This is a genomic window from Mesonia ostreae, from assembly GCF_031845265.1.
In the GTDB taxonomy this organism is placed as follows: Bacteria; Bacteroidota; Bacteroidia; order Flavobacteriales; family Flavobacteriaceae; genus Mesonia; species Mesonia ostreae.
Genome location: NZ_JAVRBG010000012.1, coordinates 33,925 through 53,119 on the forward strand (window position 1 = coordinate 33,925; position 19,195 = coordinate 53,119).

Below are 19,195 nucleotides of genomic sequence, written 5' to 3' on the forward strand. Positions count from 1 at the left end.
AAAAGCGTTTGCCAATGACAAACGCTTTTTAAATCAATATATTCTATTTAACTATTTTTTAATGATTTTATAGGTATCTTCTAAACCATTACCAATTACCCTTACAAAATAGACCCCCGAAGAAAGACTTGAAACATTTAAACTGACCTTTCTTTTTTTATTCCCCTCAACATTGGAAGAAATTAGAGTTTTCCCTTGAAGATTATATACATTTACTTGATTTAAGGGAAGATTAGAATCAATATATAGCTTAGCATCTGTAGGGTTAGGATAAATATTCAATTGAACAATTGTAACATCTTCCTCAACAATCATCTCACAATCATTGTGGAAGCTGTCTCCCATAATTGTCCAGCCTAAATTGTTGGTAAGTTCGTTATGCGCAATTTCATCACAATAAAACAGTTCGTGAGCCCCTAAAACTTTATTGGTAATCCCCAATTGAACAAAGCGCTGCAATACTGCATCGTAATTTTGGATATCTAAACCGCTATTACTAAAGGTTTCACCAAAGTGATCTATATTACTGTTAAAATTCCATGAAGAAATATCTTGGTTAAAAGAAACTGCTCCCCCAAACATTACCCCCATATCTAAAACATTTGAAACATCCCAGTTATCAAGGGGTTGGTTAAAGCTAATTGCTCCTTCAAACATCCCATCCATATTGGTAACATTAGAAACGTTCCAAGTATTAAGTGGCTGGTTAAATGCAGTTGTTCCAATAAACATACCCGACATGTTGGTAACGTTGGATACATCCCAATTGTCTAAGGGTTGATTAAAAGTCTCGGTGAAGCCAAACATCCCTTGCATGTTTGTTACATTAGAAACATCCCACATAGTTAAGGGTTGGTTGAATGAGTCTGCTCTCAAAAATAATCCTGTCATATTCGTTACACTTGAAACATCCCAATTATTCAGCAGCTGATTAAATGCTTCTGCTAAACCAAACATATGACTCATATCGCTAACATTCGATACATCCCAATTACTTAAACCCTGATTAAAAATAGTTGCACCATTAAACAGGGAGGACATATTGGTAACGTTGGAAACATCCCAGTGGTTAAGCGGTGTATTAAGGTTTTCACACTGCGAAAACATTTGGCTCATATCGGTTACTTGACTTAAATCTGGGGCATCAGTTGCATTAATGGTAAGTTGTGTACATCCATTAAATGCCTTTTCCATCGATTGCCATTCAATAGTTCCCCATTGCTCAATCGTTTTTAGTTTGTCTTCCATCCCCGAATTGTAAAAATGTATTCTGGGGAAATCTCCTGTAATACGGACGGTATAAACCCCAGGATTGTCGTAGGTATGGCTGGCATCACCAGTTTGGTTACCTAAAGCTGTCCCGTCACCAAAGTCTATATTGTATTGATAGCCCGTTCCTGTTGTCGGAATGCTGATATTAAGACCGTTAGTAGCATCAACTTCCCAGGTGGTGATAAAAGCATCAGGACTAAACAAATTACAATCTACAAATAATGAATCATCTTCAATTGTCCAGTTTAAATTGGTAATCAATTCATTTCTAGTGTTGATATCACAATAGTTCAATCCATTTGCCCCTAAACTTTTACTGGTTAGGTTTAACGAAGCGAATTGTGCTAATAAAGCATCATAATGATGAACATCTAACCCACAGTTATCGAGAAAACCGAGACTAAGATAGTTGAAAAGAACATTTTGATTAAAGTTCCATGCAGACAGGTCTTGGTTAAAAGCGGTTGCATTCCTAAACATAGCTCGCATCAGTTCAACATTAGATACGTCCCAATTGGCTATAGTTTGATTAAAAGAAGAAGTTCCATAAAACATATAATTCATATGAGTTACATTAGAAACATTCCAGTTGTTCAGCGGTTGATTAAAGGTAAAAGCTCCGTAAAACATATCGCTCATGTCAGTAACATTATCAACATTCCAATTATCAATTGGTTGGTTAAATGAGTTTGCATTCTTAAACATAGTTGACATGTCAGTCACATTGGAAACATCCCAATTGAATATCGGTTGATTAAAAGAATAGGCTTCTTCAAACATAGCATGTATATCAGTTACGTTGGAAATATCCCAATTGTTCAAAGGCTGATTAAATAAATATGCTTCTTTAAAAAGTTGACTCATATTGGTAATCGTAGAAACATCCCAGCTGTTAAGGTTGCCACTATTAAAGCCCGATGCCTCAGCAAACATTCCGGTCATATCAGTAACCAGGGCTAAATCTGGAGTGTCGGTAGCATTTAGAACCAGGTAGTCACAACCTTTAAATGCCCAAGCCATGGAATGCCATTGAATATCGCCCCATTGTTCTACACTTCTAAGTTTTGCTTGCATCCCGAAATTACTGGAAAAATGGATTCGTGGAAAATCACCGGTAATGCTTACGGTGTACGTACCGGGACTGGTGTAAGTATGGCTGGCATCGCCGGTTTGGTTGGTTAGTACGGTGCTATCTCCAAAATCAACTTTATAGCTATAATAACCACTGCTGTTGTTTGTAGGAATAGTGATGCTTAAGTCTCCTGTGGTAACTTCCCAGGTAGTAATAAAGGGATCTATTGGAGTGGTGCAGCCTGCGGATGGTGTATCTCCATTAATAACCCAACCTAAATTGGTAATCAATTGATTTCTTGAAGTAGTATCGCAATATTCCAAGCCATCTGCTCCTAATACTTTATCATTTAGGTTTAAGGATGCAAATTGTGCCAAGAGCAAATCGTAGTTTTGCACGTCTAAACCAGCATTTTCAAGAAAACCGACATCATTGTAAACATCAAATGAGAGGTTTGTATGAAATACCCATGTAGAAATATCTTGATTAAATGCGGAAGCATCGGCAAACATTCCGCCCATAAATTCCACATTGGCCACATCCCAACTAGAAATATCCTGGTTAAACGCCGTAGCTTCAAAAAACATTCTGGTCATGTCGGTAACGCTGGAAACATCCCAATTGGATAAAGATTGATTAAAAACAGGATTTCTGCCAAACATATTGCTCATGTTAGTAACGTTAGAAACGTTCCAGGTATTTAAAGGTTGATTAAAACTTATGGCTAAATTGAACATTCTGGCCATGGTTGTAGCGCTGGAAACATCCCAACTGGACAAGTCTTGATTAAACGCATCAGCTGAAGAAAACATGCCTGCAAAGTTTTCGACATTGGAAACATTCCAATTGGATAGATCTTGATTAAAAGTATTAGCCCCTTCAAACATTCCTCCATAACCAACTATAACCCCTAACTCATCTCCCATTGAAGTTACGTTGGCAACATTCCAATTGCTAAGCGGTTGATTAAAAGCATATGCTCCAGCAAACATTCCGGTCATATCAGTAACGTTTGAGACGTCCCAAACATTGATATTTTGATTAAAACTATTAGCAAAACTAAACATGTTCTTCATATTAGTTGTATTAGAAACATCCCAATTATATAAAGGTTGGTTAAAGTTATCTGCTTCACTAAACATAAACTGCATATCAGTTACATTACTCACATCCCAGCTGTTCAAATTCTGATTAAAATCACTGGCTCCATTAAACGTGGAAGACACGTCTGTCACAGTTGAAACATCCCAGTTATCAAGTGGTTGGTTAAAGCTATTGGACAAGTGAAACATTTCTTTCATGTTATTAACATTGGAAACATCCCAATTATTTAAAGGTTGATTAAAAACCAAATTAAAATAAAACATACGTTCCATATTGGTTACATTAGAGACATTCCAATTATCCAAAGCTTGGTTAAAAGAAACGGTTTGAGCAAATATGGAATTCATATCAGTTACATTAGCCACATTCCAATTATTTAAAGGCTGATTAAAGTTCATTCCCAGAGCAGTAGTTGAACTAAACAATTTAGACATATCGGTTACATTAGAAACATCCCAATTGCTTATATTGCTATTGAAGTCATAGGCGTTCTTAAACATTTCACTCATATCCGTAACTTGACTCAAATCAGGTGTATCAATTGCATTAATACTAAGGTATCTGCAAAAAGAAAATGCTCCAGCCATGGATTGCCATTGAATAGCTCCCCACTGCTCTACACTTTTTATTTTTCGAGCCATAACAACTGTACTTCCGTCAAAATAAATTCGCGGGAAATCGCCCGTAATACTAACGGTATAGGCGCCAGGACTGGCGTAAGTATGACTAGTATCTCCCGTTTGATTGGTTAATATGGAACCATCACCAAAATCTATTGTATAATCATAACCCACTCCTGTTGTTGGAATGCTAATATTGAGACCATTGGTGTTATCGACCTCCCAAGTGGTAATGAAGGGTGCGTTTTGTGCAGTTCCAGTAAATGATATAAGAACGAAAATGAGTAAAAAGTAAGTTTTTTTCATCTTTAGGTTAATTTTGGTGAGTTGTTTTTTTATTCTTTGATTACTTTAAAAGTTTGTTGATGACCTGAAGTGAAAATCCTTATAAAATATATCCCAGCAGGTAAAGCGTTTAAATTCAATACAGTGGAGTTCGTCCCCTTTTCAACGGATTGATTGGATAAGGATATCCGTCCTGTAACATCATATACTTTTATATCATTTATAACTCCATCAATCTCTATGTGCAGTTTTCCTTTTGTGGGATTGGGCCACAGCCTTATCTCTGTGTCTGCTGCCTTTTTAACTGCCATCCATTCATCGTCACAGCTCACCCCGTCCTTGCCCAACTTCGCGATAAAAAAATCACTGGGGTTGGGGCTCCTTTTGTCCATTTGGGGCACTACGGGATGACCATCGAACAACCAAGGGCTTGTCATATAGCCCCCGGCAACAACGTTACCTAGCTTATCCACGGCAACCGCCGTAATTTCATCGTCATCACCATACCCGGGCCCCATAATATCGTAAATCTGTAAGGCTTCGCCTGTTGTCTTGTCCAAGTGGATTACCGCGGGATCAGCTCCATGTCCCGAAGGGCGATCAAAATAAACATCGTCCCAATAATGTCCCCCGCCTCCAAAAGTACCATAGCCCTGCCCTAGAAAAACCTCATCTTCTCCTACGGCAATGCTTTCCCCTGCCCGGTTAGCCTCAGCAGGGTAACTTACCCAAAGTATTTGCCCATTGTTATCCAATTTCATGCAAAAAGGGCCTCCTGTACCTATTTCAAAAGCATGTCCTGCAAATTCGCAGTAATCATCAATTACATCCCCTCCTAAATAAGAACCCACCACATAAACACTTCCGGCATCATCTACCGTTACATCCCTTAACCGAGGCCAGTTATTGTATATTCAATTATGTTCATGCCGCCAGGACACGTTCCCGGTGTCCCTGTCAAAAGTGGCCAAATAATAGAGTCCGGTTACTTCTTGTCCATCTATAATGGTCTTATGTCCATCCCCACCAAAGGTATTGACCGTTATATAATAGTGTTGAGATAAGGGGGCATAGGTAAAGCCTATATTGTGTATAGTATGGCTCGTATACCCAAACATGTCCATATCCAAACGGGTATAGCCCAAAAAGTTTCCGTTTTTGTCATAGCGTATCACCCCGACATCCCCAACTTGAGTTCCCGTGGGAGGAAAGTAATTATCTTGGGCCATTATTGCACTGTTCTCCAAATTGGCATTGGGGGCAAGCACCACCATCCAATGTATCGTTCCGTCCGGTTCTACATAAATTTCTCCGCTCGTTGCTAGTTCGGGATCGGTAACACTCGTCTGGGGCTCCCTTAACCATCTAAAGTTCCCCAAGGTGTCGTATTTAATCAAATAAATATTCTTTTCACTTATCGTACTTTTAATACTGTCTTGGTCATAATGCAGGGGCACTCCTGTACCTGATTGAAATACGTTTCCAGCCATATAAACCCCTCCATCAGCATCAACTTTCAAGCCTTTGGCATAGGTTCTGCCAGCTCCTCCAATACTTTTGTGCCAACGGACGTCCCCATCACAGGTCGTGGAAACTAGATAGGTTTTTCTACTATATCCGTAGGGATAAGTATCATAAGTTGGTATAACGATTGAATCATTGGGGACATTTCCAAAAGTAGGTTCCGTACCAGGAGAGGTTTCCCTACCTATCTGAGCCACAAAATAATAGTTGTTATGATCATCAATCGCAATGTTATAAACCTTTTGAACATCGCTATGACCAATGAAGCCATTGGAAAGTGCCCTGCTCCCCCCGCCCCGAGTCGCCCAGGACCATTCGAAATCATCTTGTTGGGCAGAAAGGGTGCTAGGGATGAGTAATGTTAACAATAAAGTTGAAATCAAATAGAGATTTTCCATGTTATTTTAACAATTAATAGATCTAAACTAACTATTTCATAACAATTTTAAACCATTGCACATCAAAATTATTAATTTCATAGAACAAATTTCTATTTTGCGGTGATATAGAAAAATCCCAAATTATAACCTAAAGTTTAGAAATTGACCCTTGAATGATTTAGAATATGAACGTCTGATCTCCCATCAAGCCCGGAATGATAAGGAACAAAAAATCCCAAGTTAAACTTGGGATTAGAAATCGATTTTGAATACAAGTATAAGATCCCAGGTCAAGGCCAGGATGACAGGGTGTGAGATTCTGGGTCAAGCCTGAAGTGGTTACCAATCAAATTGATAACTTGCTCCCCCCATTACCTGTATGCCTTGCGTAGGATATCCAAACCACGGTCTGTAGTTTTCTGTTAATAGATTATTTCCGCGAAGGAATAATGATAAACGCTCGTTAATTTTATAGCCTACACGAAGATTTGCATCTACATAGCCATCTAATTTCCCTTTGGTTTGATAGGTACTAAACGCATCTTGGTAATCTAAGAATACATTACGCTCTCCTACCGCAAAGACACTGGCTCCAGCAAACCATTTTTCTGTTATTTGGTAATCTAAAGCAAAAGAACCTTCCATTTCTGGTAAGTTCCACACCTCGTCTTGTGCATCTGCACTGTAATTATTATAAGTTCCGTTAATTCTCAAACTCAGATCTTCATTTAACGCAAATTGTAATTCTGCAAAAACAGACAGTGTAGTTACATCATCGTAAACTACCCCAAAAGAGTTGAAATTTTCATAACCTTCTTTAGGCGTACTTCCTACGATGTAAGGATTATGAAGAAACATAGTCTTATTGGCTTCAGAAGTATAGCTTCCACGGATATTATAACTCGCGTGATCACTAAATTTTCCCTTTCCGCCAAGGTAAATATCATACTGCTTATCTGTTGGCGCCACACTTAAAGTAGGAGAAACATACGGATTTTGTTGTGCAAACTCATAATAAGTGTTTTGTTTTAACTCTCCTTCTGCCCCTGCATAGGCAATTAAATAATCTCCAGATACTCGATAACTACCGCTAATCCTAGGATATAAATATAGATTATTATCTTCGTTTTCAATATCCATAGAATATACTAATTGTGCTCCTAAATTCACAGATAAATCTCCTTGCTGAATTTTAATACTCGGCGCGACACCCATATTAAAGAAACCATACTGATTGCTTACTGGAATATTTTCATAGCTTTCGTCAAAATTTCCGTTAACAAAATCAAATGAAAGTTCTGTTCCTATCATTTGATCCACTACAGGAAATTCAAACTTAGGTATCCATTTTACGTGGTTTTCTGCGCTTCCAAAGTTATCGCCAAATCTTCTATACTTTAATTTAGATTCATCAAAAACTCCTTGTTCCATATCTACGTGTGCCCCAACTGTAGCCGCATAATAAGAATGCTGAGGATCTATCTGTGCCAATTCAGTTTTGGTAGGTTGAAAATAATCGGGGATTCCATACCAATTGTACAATTGATGCTGAAACCCAGCCTCTACACCCCAAGTAAAGCCTCTTCCTTGGGCATTATAGCCTATTTCTACACCTGTGTCATAATACTTATCATCTAGCCGAGCTTCATCTATTTCGCCTTGAGAAGAATTATGTACCAAACCAATAAAAACTTCTTTTCCGCGATCTAAGTTGATGTTACTGTAAAATTCTGCCGCCACATTAGCATAATTTCCGAAGCCTAAAGACGCATAATTATCGTACAATCTAGGAGCAGATTTTCTAGTTACTCCTGCTGCAGTTCCTTTGGCTGGTGTAAATGTAGAGGCTACAGGAAACGAAAAAATATCATAAGCTACCGCTTTCTTCTTTCGCTCTGTAGAGTCATTAATTACAGGAACTTGTTTCACTTTAAAGGCATCACTTACCGTGGGCGAATAAGGCTTTACAATAATGAGTCGTTCAGTATCAATTTCTCCTTCTTCTTCTTGAGCAAAAATGACTCCTGTTACTAAAAATGCGATACTGTATATAAATACTTTACTTAATGAAATGCGTTGCATATAAGAAAGATTAGTTTGTGTTTAAAATTAGTTTTGTTGTGTTTCTACAGAAGAATTGGTCTTGGCTTCTTCGGTTTTTATACGAATCAATTCCGCTTCAGCTTCTTTTACAGCATCTGGATAAGCTTCAAAATTATTGATGACGTTTTCTAAAATATAAGTTGCTTGATAGGCATCATTTAAATCATAAAAATTCTTTGCCATAACTACCAATCCTTTAGCTCCATACTTTTTATAACCTGAAAAGTCTTTTGCTAATACTTGTACCGAAGCATTAGATTCTTTAAACTTAGTTTCTTTTCTTAAAAAATAAGCTTCATAATATTGAGCTTCTGCCGCTAATTCTCCCTTGGCAATTTTTTGAACTTCTTGGTAAGCACTTTTAGCTCGGTTTTCATCGCCCGTTTTAATCGCAGATCTTGCAATAAACACCTGGGCGTCACTTTTAACATTGTTCTCAATCTTTCCATTTTGAAGCACGCGCTCTGCATATACAATGGTTTGCGCATAATCCTCTTGCTGAAAATACGATTTCATCAAATTAGATTGTGCAAAAATGATATTTTGAGGAAAATCTGCTTCCGTTTCTAATCGTTTCAGAACCGGAATCGCCTTTTGGTTGTCTTTCTGCTCTAAATAAATCTGCGATAAACGCGCTAAAGCTTGCTCTGTAAATTCACTACGGGATTGCTGAGTCACATATTCATAATGCGGAGCTGCTTCTGCCTTCTTATCGGTTTTGTATTGCAATTGTGCTAAATAAAAGTGCGCCGAATTAGCGTGCAATCCATTAGGAAACTGCTGTAAATATTTCTCAAATCCTTTAATTGCAGGATTGGTATTGTTTTCTATAAACTGTTGCTCGGCCGCTTCGTAAGTCGCATTATCAATATCAGAATCGGCTACCTCAACAAAATCCAAGTTTTTTACCCAAGCCGCATATTCATCGGTTCTACCCAAGTCGACATAAATAACTCGTGCCGTTTTCACCGCTTGAACTGATTCATCGGTATTAGGGAAATCACTTACTACTTTTTTAAATTTGGATAAAGCTTTATCGCCTTGGTTATCATTGTAATAAATAAGTCCTTGTTTTAATAAAGACCTAGACACAAACGAGCTCGAAGCTTCTTCATTTTGTAATCTAGCATACGCTTTTAACGCTGCCGCGGAATTTTCTTCGGCCACATACGTATTTCCTAACTCATATAATGCATCATCTTTATAGATACTCTTGGGATATTTAGAAATAAAACTTTCTAAATCTTTAATTTTACTTTCATTTCTATTTACAAAACCATAACTGATGGCTTTTTGGAAGTACGCATAATCTGAATCAATTCCTTTTAAACCAATCGATTTGTTATAAGCTTCCATCGCAGGCCAGTAATCGCTAGTCACAAAATAACTATCTCCCAATCGCAAGTAAGCATCGTTCTTTTGAGTTAACGGAATATCGCCTTTTTCTGCATAAGCTTTAAAATGACTCACAGCATTGGCATATTCTTTCTTCTTAAAATAAGCGTAAGCAATATTGTATTCTATAGATTTAAATTCGTTGGTTTGCTTGGCTGCTGCCATTCCCATAAATTCTTTGTAACCAATTAACGCCGACTGGTAATTCTCTAGGTTATAATCGCTTTCTGCTTTCCAATACGTAGCTTTTGCCGTAAACACAGCATCGTTTCGCTCTTTTAATGATTTATTGAAATGCACCAAAGCTGCCGAATAATTTCCTTCATTGTACAGTTCAGTTCCTCTATAATAAGCCACTTTTTGGTACACCAACTTATCATTGTACTTATTGCTACCTTCTAAAATGCTTAAGGCTTTTTGGTAGTTTTTTGAAGTGATATAAGAATCGATGAGTAATTTTTCAATTTCCGTCGTAGCGGAATTGTTAGGGTACTTTTCTAGAAAGTCATTCAATACCTCGGGAATACTCTTGTAATTGTTTCCAATTTCGTAACTCAGCTTCGCATAGTTTAAAGCTGCATCCTCCTGAATTTTTTTATCAAAATCCATTTCCGAAGCATTTTTAAACGCATTTAATGCCTGTTGCTTTTGATCTAATTCTACATAAGATTCTGCTAAATGATAATACGCATTCTGAGCCACATGATTCTGACCGTCTATAATTTTATTGAATTCGTTAATCGCATTTTGAAATTCCCCTTGTTGGTAATACGCGTATCCCAATTGGTAATAATCTGTATTGTTCCATTTTCCACGATCTCCTTGGTATTCCTTTAAGTAAGGGATGGCTTGATCGTATTGCTCTAAATTGAAATAACTTTCCCCAATAATCTTATTTAATTGGGAACGCTCCATTCGATTAGAACGGTTCAGTTGCGCTTTTCCTAATTCAATGGCTTTTTCAAACTTCCCCAACTTAAAATTCATATCACTTTGAAAGTAAGAGAGCGATTTATCCAATCTTCCGTCTCCTTTTACCTCATCAAACATATCGTTTGCTTCTTGGTAATCGTCTCCTTCATAAGCGATAAAACCTAAATAATATTTTGCCTGAGAACCGTATTCTTTGCTATCGCGTACACGATTAAAATAGGTTTTTGCTTCGTCCTTTCTTCCCGCTTTAAAATAAGCGTATCCATTATTAAAATTAAATTCTTGCGCTTCTGCTCTAGATAAGCTGGAGGCATCCACTTTTTCATACCAAAGTCTGGCTCTATTGTAATCTCCGTTAGTAAAATAATAATTGGCAACATTAATGTAAGCCGAATTTCGCTTCGTACTTGTAGGATATTCACTTACAAAATCTTCCATAAGCGAATCTGCGTTAGACTGATTTAAACGCACTGCACAAATTGCAATGTAATAAGCACAATCTGCTTTTAACTCTTGGCTGCTTACTTCCTCTTGCACTTTTTGAAAAAGTGTTTGGGCCGCTTTGTATTGGTTGTTTTCAAACAATACCATGGCTCTATTATATTCTGCAAAATCGTTGGTATAAATAGCGGTTTGCTGACTAAATACTGGGACCGAAACACTTGCCGTTAAGGCCAAACAAAGACTAATTTTCTTTAACATGCAGCTAGAATTTAATTTTAAGGATCAAAGATACTTGAATTGCTATTTTGATAACGAAACTTTGATGTGATAATTATGTTAATGTTAAACATTTTCAGCTTTACTGATTTTCGCCACCACAGAAATAAGCGAAAACCCTGAAAAAGCAGTAAATCCCAGTATCTTTCCGCAGAGATTTTTAAACTGTATTTTTTGTTTACAAATATTCAATTACCTTTAAGGCTTAAAACTTTTGAGTATGTCAAATCCTATTTTAGAACTTAAAAATGCTGCGGTTTACCAACGTGAAAACCTCATCCTTTCTGATGTGAATGTAGAAATCAATAAAGGGGATTTTGTTTACCTTATCGGAAAAACGGGAACTGGGAAAAGTAGCTTTATGAAGACGCTTTACGGAGACATTCCTTTAAAGGAAGGGGAAGGCAGTATTGTAGGCCACGACTTAAGACAACTAAAAGAGAAAAACATTCCTTTTTTAAGAAGAAAATTAGGCGTTGTCTTTCAGGATTTTAAACTCTTAAATGACCGTACTATTAAAGACAATTTGATGTTTGTTTTGAAGGCTACCGGTTGGAAAGAAACCAAGGCCATGGAAAACAAAATTGATCAGGTTTTGGATAAGGTAGATATGAAAACTAAAAACTTTAAATATCCTTATCAGCTTTCGGGAGGAGAGCAACAGCGTATTGCGATTGCGCGTGCTTTATTAAACGACCCCGAATTAATCCTAGCAGATGAGCCTACGGGAAATTTAGATCCGCAAACCTCTGTAGAAGTGATGGAAGTTTTGCAAGAAATTAACCGCAACGGAAACACCATTCTTATGGCTACCCACGATTATGCGCTCTTATTAAAATACCCGTCGAAGACTTTAAAATGTGACGGACAAAAAGTGTTCGAAGTAGTTCAAAAAACGGCTTAAGGCTTTAAAAAAATCTTATGATTTCTGTACTAATTCCCACCTATAATTATGATATTTTTCCTTTAGTACAGAAAGTACACCAACTTCTTTCTGCTGAAAAAATTGATTTTGAAATCCTTTGTCTAGATGACTGCTCTCCACTGATTTCTATAAGAGAAAAAAACGAAGAAATAAATTCTTTAGAAAACGCATCTTACCAAATTCTAAAAGTAAATATTGGACGAAGTAGAATTAGAAATCTCCTAGCAGATACAGCAAAATTTGATTGGCTGCTTTTCCTAGACGCCGATGTAATGCCTATTAAAGATGATTTCATAAAAAATTATCTGAAATTTATTTCTGAAGATCACGATATCATCTACGGCGGAATTAAATATACTCCCAAAAAACCAGATTCTTCACAACTTTTACGTTGGCATTATGGCAATTTAAGGGAAGCCCGAAATACCGAAAAACGAAGTAGAAAACCTTACGTCTCTTTTCTTACGCTTAATTTCTTAATACGTAAATCGGTTTTTGAAAAAGTTAAGTTTAATGAAGATATTCCAAATTTAAGACACGAAGACACACTTTTTTCGTACCAACTACGGGAAGCAAAAGTGCCTATTTTGCATATTGAAAACCCCGTCTATCATTTAGGAATAGAAAGCAGTAAAGAGTTTTTAAAAAAGTCTATAGATTCGTTGGAAGCTGCTCTATATTTTAAAAAGCATGAACTTATTGACCCTAGTTATATCAAAATTTTATCCTTTCATAAAAAGTTAAAAAAGGCAAAATTAGACCGTGGGATTGCTTACTTTTCTAAAAGCACTTTACGTCGCATCGAAAGAAATTTATTGGGATCAAAACCCTCGTTACGCCTTTTTGATCTTTACCGACTTTATCATCTAATTCAACTCGAAAAAGATGCCTAGATTTTCGGTGATCATACCTATGTTTAACAAAGCTGATTATATTCAGCGAAGTATAAACTCTGTATTGCAACAAAACCTAGAAAATTTTGAGCTACTCATTGTTAATGATTGCTCCACAGACGAGAGTTTAACTTTAGCAAAAGAAATAAAAGATGCACGCATCACAATTCTTCAACACGATGTAAATAAAGGTCTTTCCGCAGCAAGAAATACAGGAATTGCTTGTGCAAAGGGAGAAATAATTACTTTTTTAGATGCAGATGATGAGTGGAAACCTTTCTTTTTATCTAGTATCGAAACCTTATCTAAAAAATTTCCCGAATGTGATATTTATGGAACCGATTACGATGAGAAAATTAATAACCATATCGTTAATCCCGTAAAAAACCTTCCAGCATCTACCCTACCCAACCATTATGTGAAAATTGATGATTTCTTTACCGCGAGTTTATTTAATCCTATTTATTGCTATAGCTGTGTTGCTTTTTCTAGAAAAGCCTTGGAGAAAATTGGAGATTTCAATACACAAGTAGATATAGGAGAAGATTTAGATTTTAATATAAGAGCCAATACCCAATTTCAATTAGCCTATTATTACAAAGCTTGTGCAATGTACTATGTAGACATTCCTCATCAAATGACAACTAGTACAATTCAACAAAAAAGATTAATTGATTTTAAGAAATTTGACCGTCAAGCGGAAAGTCATTCAGGATTGAAAAAATATCTTAATGCGAGCAGGTATTATTACGCTTCCCAATTCAAAAATCAGCAAAATAAAAAATTGTTTAAAAAATTTATGCGAGAAATCGACTTTTCACAGCTTAGTTTCAAACAAGAACTCTTACTTAAAAGTCCGTATTGGTTGTATAAGAAGTTTAAAAAAGCTAAATCCTATTTGATAAAAAGAGGGGTTAAAATTACTCCCTATTAAGCTTAAATAAGTACTGTTTCCATAACTCTTTTACATTCTCCATCGAAAAACAATCTACACTGGGTCGCGCAAAGACTTTACATCGCTCATATAAATCTTGATTATCTATCATTCGATTCATCGCTTCCGTTAAGGCTTTAAAATTTTGATTTTCTACAAGAAGACCGTTTTTTTCATGTTGAATAATTTCACTTGGTCCCGAAGAGCAATTAAAAGAAACCACGGGCGTCTCGCAGGCTAAAGCTTCTACCAACACATTAGGAAAACCTTCATTTTCACTGCTTAAAACCAATAATTTAGCATTTGCCATCCACGCGAAAGGATTCTCATGAAAAGGAATTAACCTTACCCATTCTTCTAAACCTAAATGTTTTATTTGCTGAGATAGATTCTCTTTTTCTGGGCCATCTCCTAATAAAACAAGTTGTATATTTTTTTCTAAAAGTTGACTGCTTTTATACGCATCTATAAGCTGATCCAATTGCTTTACGGAAGCAAAACGTCCCACCGCAATCACATATTCTTTTGAATGATGAATCTCTACCTTAGCTTTAAGTTGAATGTTTTTTAAATCAATCGCATTAGGAATAGCGTTTACATGATTAAAACCGTACTCCTTTTGCACTTTCTTCTTTATTTCTTCTGCTACAGTGATGATTCCCGTATAATCCGCATAGAGCTTTTGAGAAATCTTTTTAGGCTGAGGAAAATACCAATCTAATCTATAACTGCGCACCATATTTATCATGGCATAGTTAAATACGAATCTATTTAATAACTTTTCTCTTAGCGGAAAATCTTTCATTCTAAAATCTAAAATCAAATTAGGATTTTCCTCTTTTAGCACTTTTTGCAATTTTTTATACCTCCCTAATTTCGAAAATGCAGATCGAGAACCTGCTTTAAACGTTCCTAAATTGATTAATTTCCCTTCGTAAGAATACGCTACATCATCAAACAAGACCACCAAAAAAACTTTGTGCCCTAAATCTGACAAAAGTTGGGATATAATTCCTGCGGCACGCTCGGCCCCTCCTCCATTTAATCGTTCTACTAAAATACCAATGTGATAGCTCATTTTTTCTCGCTCTTTTTAAACTCTTCAAAATCAGTTCCATCTTGAATCATCCGTTTTCTAGGCTGGAAGGAATCACTAAAAATACTGCGTGAAGTTTCCAAATCTTCCGCCGAAATTCCCATCAAATGCGTAAGCGTATGTGGAAAGTCGTCTAACATATAAGGCCTGCTCGTATCTAGGGTAAAACCTGAAGGCGTTTCGAAACTCGGAGATTTCCAAAATATAAAAGGAATTTCATACATGGTAGAAGTTGGTTTATCTTCAAAATGCCCAAAATAATCAGAAACATCATACATTTCTTCGCCGTGATCTGAAAAATATAAAAAAGCGCTCTTCTCGTTTTGCTGCTGAATCAAGTCCAATACTTCCGAAAGTACATAATCATTATAGCGAATGGCGTTATCGTACGTATTAGTGTTGGTTGTTTTTTCGCTATCGTCATCCGAAGTAAAATAATTGAAACTGGTAGGATAGCGTTTGTTGTACGCATAATGATTTCCCGCAAGGTGAAGAAATATTACTTTTTTGCCTTCTTTTTGCATGGTTTCGTCAAGCAAAGGCAATAAAACCTCATCGAAAGTTCCATTCTCGTTAAATTCAGAATAGTTAAAAAAAGTGGTCTCATTAGATACCGAAGCTAATTTGGAAATTAAATTATCATGAAAGCCTACAGGACGCTGGTTAGAAAGCCAATAGGTTTTATAATTTGCACTTTTTAAATAATGCATAAGAAGTTTTGACGCTTTAGGATTTTCGTAATTTGCAAGCGTAAAAACATCATAAATAGAACCCATAGTATATACGTGAGAGCTTATGACATCGTTAAATAAATGCAAAGAATCTTGTTTCATCAAGACGGGGTTGGTAGGTCTTTGGTAACCGTAAAGTTGCATATGTTTTCTACTGGCAGATTCTCCTACAGCAATCACAATCAGCTCATTTTGGGTACTTGTTTCTAATTCGAGTTGTGGATTCTCTGTCTTAAATTTTTCTATTTCTTCAATTTGCTCCTTGTATTGCACGTAAGATTTTACCGTAATGTAGGGCAGATTATAGATGATTAATTTGGAGAATTTGAGTGCCCCCGCTAAGATGAGGATGAATCCAAGACTAATTAATAATTTAGTTTTAGATAGCGCTTTCGCGGAAGCCTTCCTCTTCGGAAAAAAAGAAAAAAGAGGAACTAAAAACAGAAGCAACCAAAGCAAGTAATAGGTAGAAAAAGTCTGACTGAATTCGCTCATCTCTGTTGCATTGGTATTGAGAATCACATAAATATAACTCGCATTGAATCGGGTTTCAAAAAGAATATACAATCCAGTTTCAATGAGAAGAATCAGGTAAAAGCCAACTAAGAGCATGTTTCCAAGCCACTTACTCCATGTAAAAGTATTTAAAATGAGAATTGAAAAGTAGATTATACTTCCGAAAAGTATATTCTCCAACACATTTAAGAAAGTAGAATGTCCTAGCTGATGAATGGATATTTCTAATAGAAAAGCCAAAATTATAGTATAGATCAACAGTAAAATTACTCTCCACCTAAAAAAATCTGACTGTAAATTGTTACGCATTCGTTGCGGGTTTTACATGTGAATAAGCAAACCTATAATTTCTTTGCAAAAAAATGTGTTCATAATTTGCCTAGATTTTACAGCTTTATCGAAACTATGGCTAAAATAGGGATAAATTTAGCACTATGTAAAGAAAAGTAAAGCGATAACTTGAATCTGCTTTTGTGGGATTCTTAGTATTAAATCTATGGAGTGGTTCCGTATTACGAAGCTTCAAGATACAGCCAGAAAATTTTAAAAAAGAAAAACCCTAAACTTTCGTTTAGGGTTTTGTATTCTATTCCGTAAAGAATTAAACTATTTTGTTACGTTTACGCTCATTTTCTGTTAAGTAAATTTTTCTTAACCTTAAATGATTGGGTGTAACCTCAACATATTCATCTTTCTGTATGTACTCTAAAGCTTCTTCTAAGCTAAATTTGATTGCAGGAACAATTTTTGCTTTGTCATCTGCTCCAGAAGAACGTACGTTAGATAATTTTTTAGTTTTGGTGATGTTCACCGCCATATCATCTTGACGAGAATTTTCTCCAATTACCTGACCTTCGTAAATATCCTCTCCTGGGTCTACAAAGAATTTTCCTCTATCTTGTAATTTATCGATAGAATATGGGATGGCAGAACCTTTTTCCATAGAAACCAAAGAACCATTTAAACGTTCTGGGATTCCTCCTTTTAAAGGTTGGTATTCTTTATAACGGTGTGCCATAATTGCTTCTCCAGCAGTAGCCGTTAACAATTGGTTACGCAAACCTATAATTCCTCTTGATGGAATCATAAACTCGCATACCATACGATCTCCTTTAGCTTCCATGCTTAACATTTCTCCCTTTCTCATGGTCACCATCTCTACCGCTTTACCTGAAACTGCTTCTGGTAAATCTATAGTTAACTCTTCTACTGGCTCACATTTTACACCATCAATTTCTTTGATGATTACCTGCGGCTGACCAATTTGAAGCTCATAACCTTCTCTTCTCATGGTCTCAATTAAAACAGATAAGTGAAGAACTCCACGGCCAAAAACCATAAATTTATCGGCACTATCGGTTTCATTCACACGAAGGGCTAAATTTTTCTCTAACTCTTTGGTTAAACGGTCTTTAATATGACGAGAAGTTACAAATTTACCATCTTTCCCAAAGAAAGGAGAATCGTTAATGGTAAATAACATACTCATGGTTGGCTCATCAATTGCGATAGATTTAAGTCCTTCAGGATTTTCAAAATCGGCTACCGTATCTCCAATTTCAAAACCTTCTAAACCTACAATCGCACAAATATCACCAGCTTCTATCTCTTCTACTTTTCTACGGCCTAAACCTTCAAACGTGTGTAATTCTTTGATTTTACTTTTTACAATCTTACCGTCTCTTTTTACCAAAGAAATTTGCATTCCTTCTTTAAGCGTTCCTCTTTGTAAACGTCCAATAGCAATTCTTCCTGTAAATGAAGAAAAGTCTAAAGAGGTAATTAACATTTGTGTATTTCCTTCAGGAATTTTTGGAGAAGGAATATGTTCCATCACCATATCTAATAAAGGTTCAATGTTTTCGGTTTCATTTCTCCAATCGTCACTCATCCAGTTGTTCTTAGCTGAACCGTAAACGGAAGGAAAATCTAACTGCCACTCTTCTGCTCCCAACTCAAACATTAAGTCAAAAACTTTTTCGTGAACCTCATCTGGCGTACAGTTTTCTTTATCTACTTTATTGATCACCACACAAGGTTTTAAACCTAAATCGATCGCTTTTTGTAAAACGAAACGCGTTTGTGGCATAGGACCTTCAAAAGCATCTACTAAAAGTAGAACTCCATCGGCCATATTTAAGACACGCTCTACCTCTCCGCCAAAATCGGCGTGACCAGGAGTATCAATAATATTAATTTTTGTATCCTTATAAACAACAGATACGTTTTTTGAAGTAATGGTAATCCCACGCTCCCTTTCAATATCGTTGTTATCTAGAATAAGATCGCCAGTATTCTCGTTTTCACGGAATAAACGGCAATGGTACATAATTTTGTCTACCAAGGTAGTTTTACCGTGGTCAACGTGTGCAATAATTGCAATATTTTTGATTGCTGTCATAAAAAGCCTTTTTTAAAGGCTGCAAATGTAGAGTTATTTTTTTTTATATACGGATTTATTTTTACTTTTCTGAAACTATAAAAGTTAAATCTTAGCATGCTGATATTCAAACCTTAGTCATTTTAATTTGAAGAAATACTTTTCAGGAAAATCCTAGCTTTAATTTCCGTTAAGGCTATTTTTTTATAATAAATTAAAGCGTTTTAATAGGCGCGCTATAACTGTACTCTATTGCAATAGCTGCTAAAATAATTGCAAAAAGTTTCTGAATCTTTTTGCTTATTTTAAAGA

Annotated in this window: 11 protein-coding genes; 3 read left to right on the top strand and 8 right to left on the bottom strand. The window is 36.1% G+C overall.

What is annotated here, in order from left to right; genetic code table 11:
- Window positions 1-51: 51 nt before the first annotated feature.
- The 5 genes from RLT85_RS11905 to RLT85_RS11925 all read right to left on the bottom strand — a co-directional run bounded on the left by RLT85_RS11905 (window position 52) and on the right by RLT85_RS11925 (window position 11,390).
- Entirely contained in the window at window positions 52-4,374 is a 4,323-nt protein-coding gene (locus RLT85_RS11905; RefSeq protein WP_311402271.1) for a BspA family leucine-rich repeat surface protein, read from the bottom strand.
- A gap of 29 nt (window positions 4,375-4,403) precedes the next feature.
- Window positions 4,404-5,204 carry a T9SS type A sorting domain-containing protein gene (locus RLT85_RS11910; RefSeq protein ID WP_311402272.1) on the bottom strand — a complete coding sequence of 267 codons (801 nt, stop codon included), beginning with the start codon at window positions 5,202-5,204 and terminating at the stop codon, window positions 4,404-4,406.
- A gap of 63 nt (window positions 5,205-5,267) precedes the next feature.
- On the bottom strand, window positions 5,268-6,074 hold the full coding sequence (locus tag RLT85_RS11915) for a hypothetical protein (protein ID WP_311402273.1): 807 nt from the start codon (window positions 6,072-6,074) through the stop codon (window positions 5,268-5,270).
- Window positions 6,075-6,596: 522 nt separating this feature from the next.
- Window positions 6,597-8,339, bottom strand: a complete 1,743-nt coding sequence (locus tag RLT85_RS11920; protein ID WP_311402274.1) for a TonB-dependent receptor — start codon at window positions 8,337-8,339, stop codon at window positions 6,597-6,599.
- A gap of 27 nt (window positions 8,340-8,366) precedes the next feature.
- Window positions 8,367-11,390 carry a tetratricopeptide repeat protein gene (locus tag RLT85_RS11925; protein ID WP_311402275.1) on the bottom strand — a complete coding sequence of 1,008 codons (3,024 nt, stop codon included), beginning with the start codon at window positions 11,388-11,390 and terminating at the stop codon, window positions 8,367-8,369.
- Between the two features lie 238 nt (window positions 11,391-11,628).
- On the opposite strand from RLT85_RS11925, the gene RLT85_RS11930 reads away from it, so the two are divergent.
- The 3 genes from RLT85_RS11930 to RLT85_RS11940 are packed head-to-tail and all read left to right on the top strand — an operon-like array spanning window position 11,629 to window position 14,160.
- Window positions 11,629-12,312, top strand: a complete 684-nt coding sequence (locus RLT85_RS11930) for a cell division ATP-binding protein FtsE (protein ID WP_308862707.1) — start codon at window positions 11,629-11,631, stop codon at window positions 12,310-12,312.
- Between the two features lie 17 nt (window positions 12,313-12,329).
- On the top strand, window positions 12,330-13,226 hold the full coding sequence (locus tag RLT85_RS11935; protein WP_311402276.1) for a glycosyltransferase family 2 protein: 897 nt from the start codon (window positions 12,330-12,332) through the stop codon (window positions 13,224-13,226).
- Window positions 13,219-14,160, top strand: a complete 942-nt coding sequence (locus tag RLT85_RS11940) for a glycosyltransferase family 2 protein (protein ID WP_311402277.1) — start codon at window positions 13,219-13,221, stop codon at window positions 14,158-14,160. Before RLT85_RS11935 ends, RLT85_RS11940 begins: the two co-directional genes overlap by 8 nt.
- Here the strand turns inward: RLT85_RS11940 and RLT85_RS11945 are convergent.
- The 3 genes from RLT85_RS11945 to typA all read right to left on the bottom strand — a co-directional run bounded on the left by RLT85_RS11945 (window position 14,147) and on the right by typA (window position 18,904).
- Window positions 14,147-15,238, bottom strand: a complete 1,092-nt coding sequence (locus RLT85_RS11945; RefSeq protein ID WP_311402278.1) for a glycosyltransferase — start codon at window positions 15,236-15,238, stop codon at window positions 14,147-14,149. The genes RLT85_RS11940 and RLT85_RS11945 overlap by 14 nt on opposite strands.
- Complete coding sequence (locus tag RLT85_RS11950) at window positions 15,235-16,812, bottom strand: phosphoethanolamine transferase (RefSeq protein WP_311402279.1); 1,578 nt, start codon at window positions 16,810-16,812, stop codon at window positions 15,235-15,237. The genes RLT85_RS11945 and RLT85_RS11950 overlap by 4 nt, the downstream gene beginning before the upstream one ends.
- A 292-nt stretch (window positions 16,813-17,104) precedes the next feature.
- Window positions 17,105-18,904: a translational GTPase TypA gene (typA, locus tag RLT85_RS11955; RefSeq protein ID WP_311402280.1), complete on the bottom strand. Its 1,800-nt coding sequence runs from the start codon at window positions 18,902-18,904 to the stop codon at window positions 17,105-17,107.
- Window positions 18,905-19,195 lie beyond the last annotated feature (291 nt).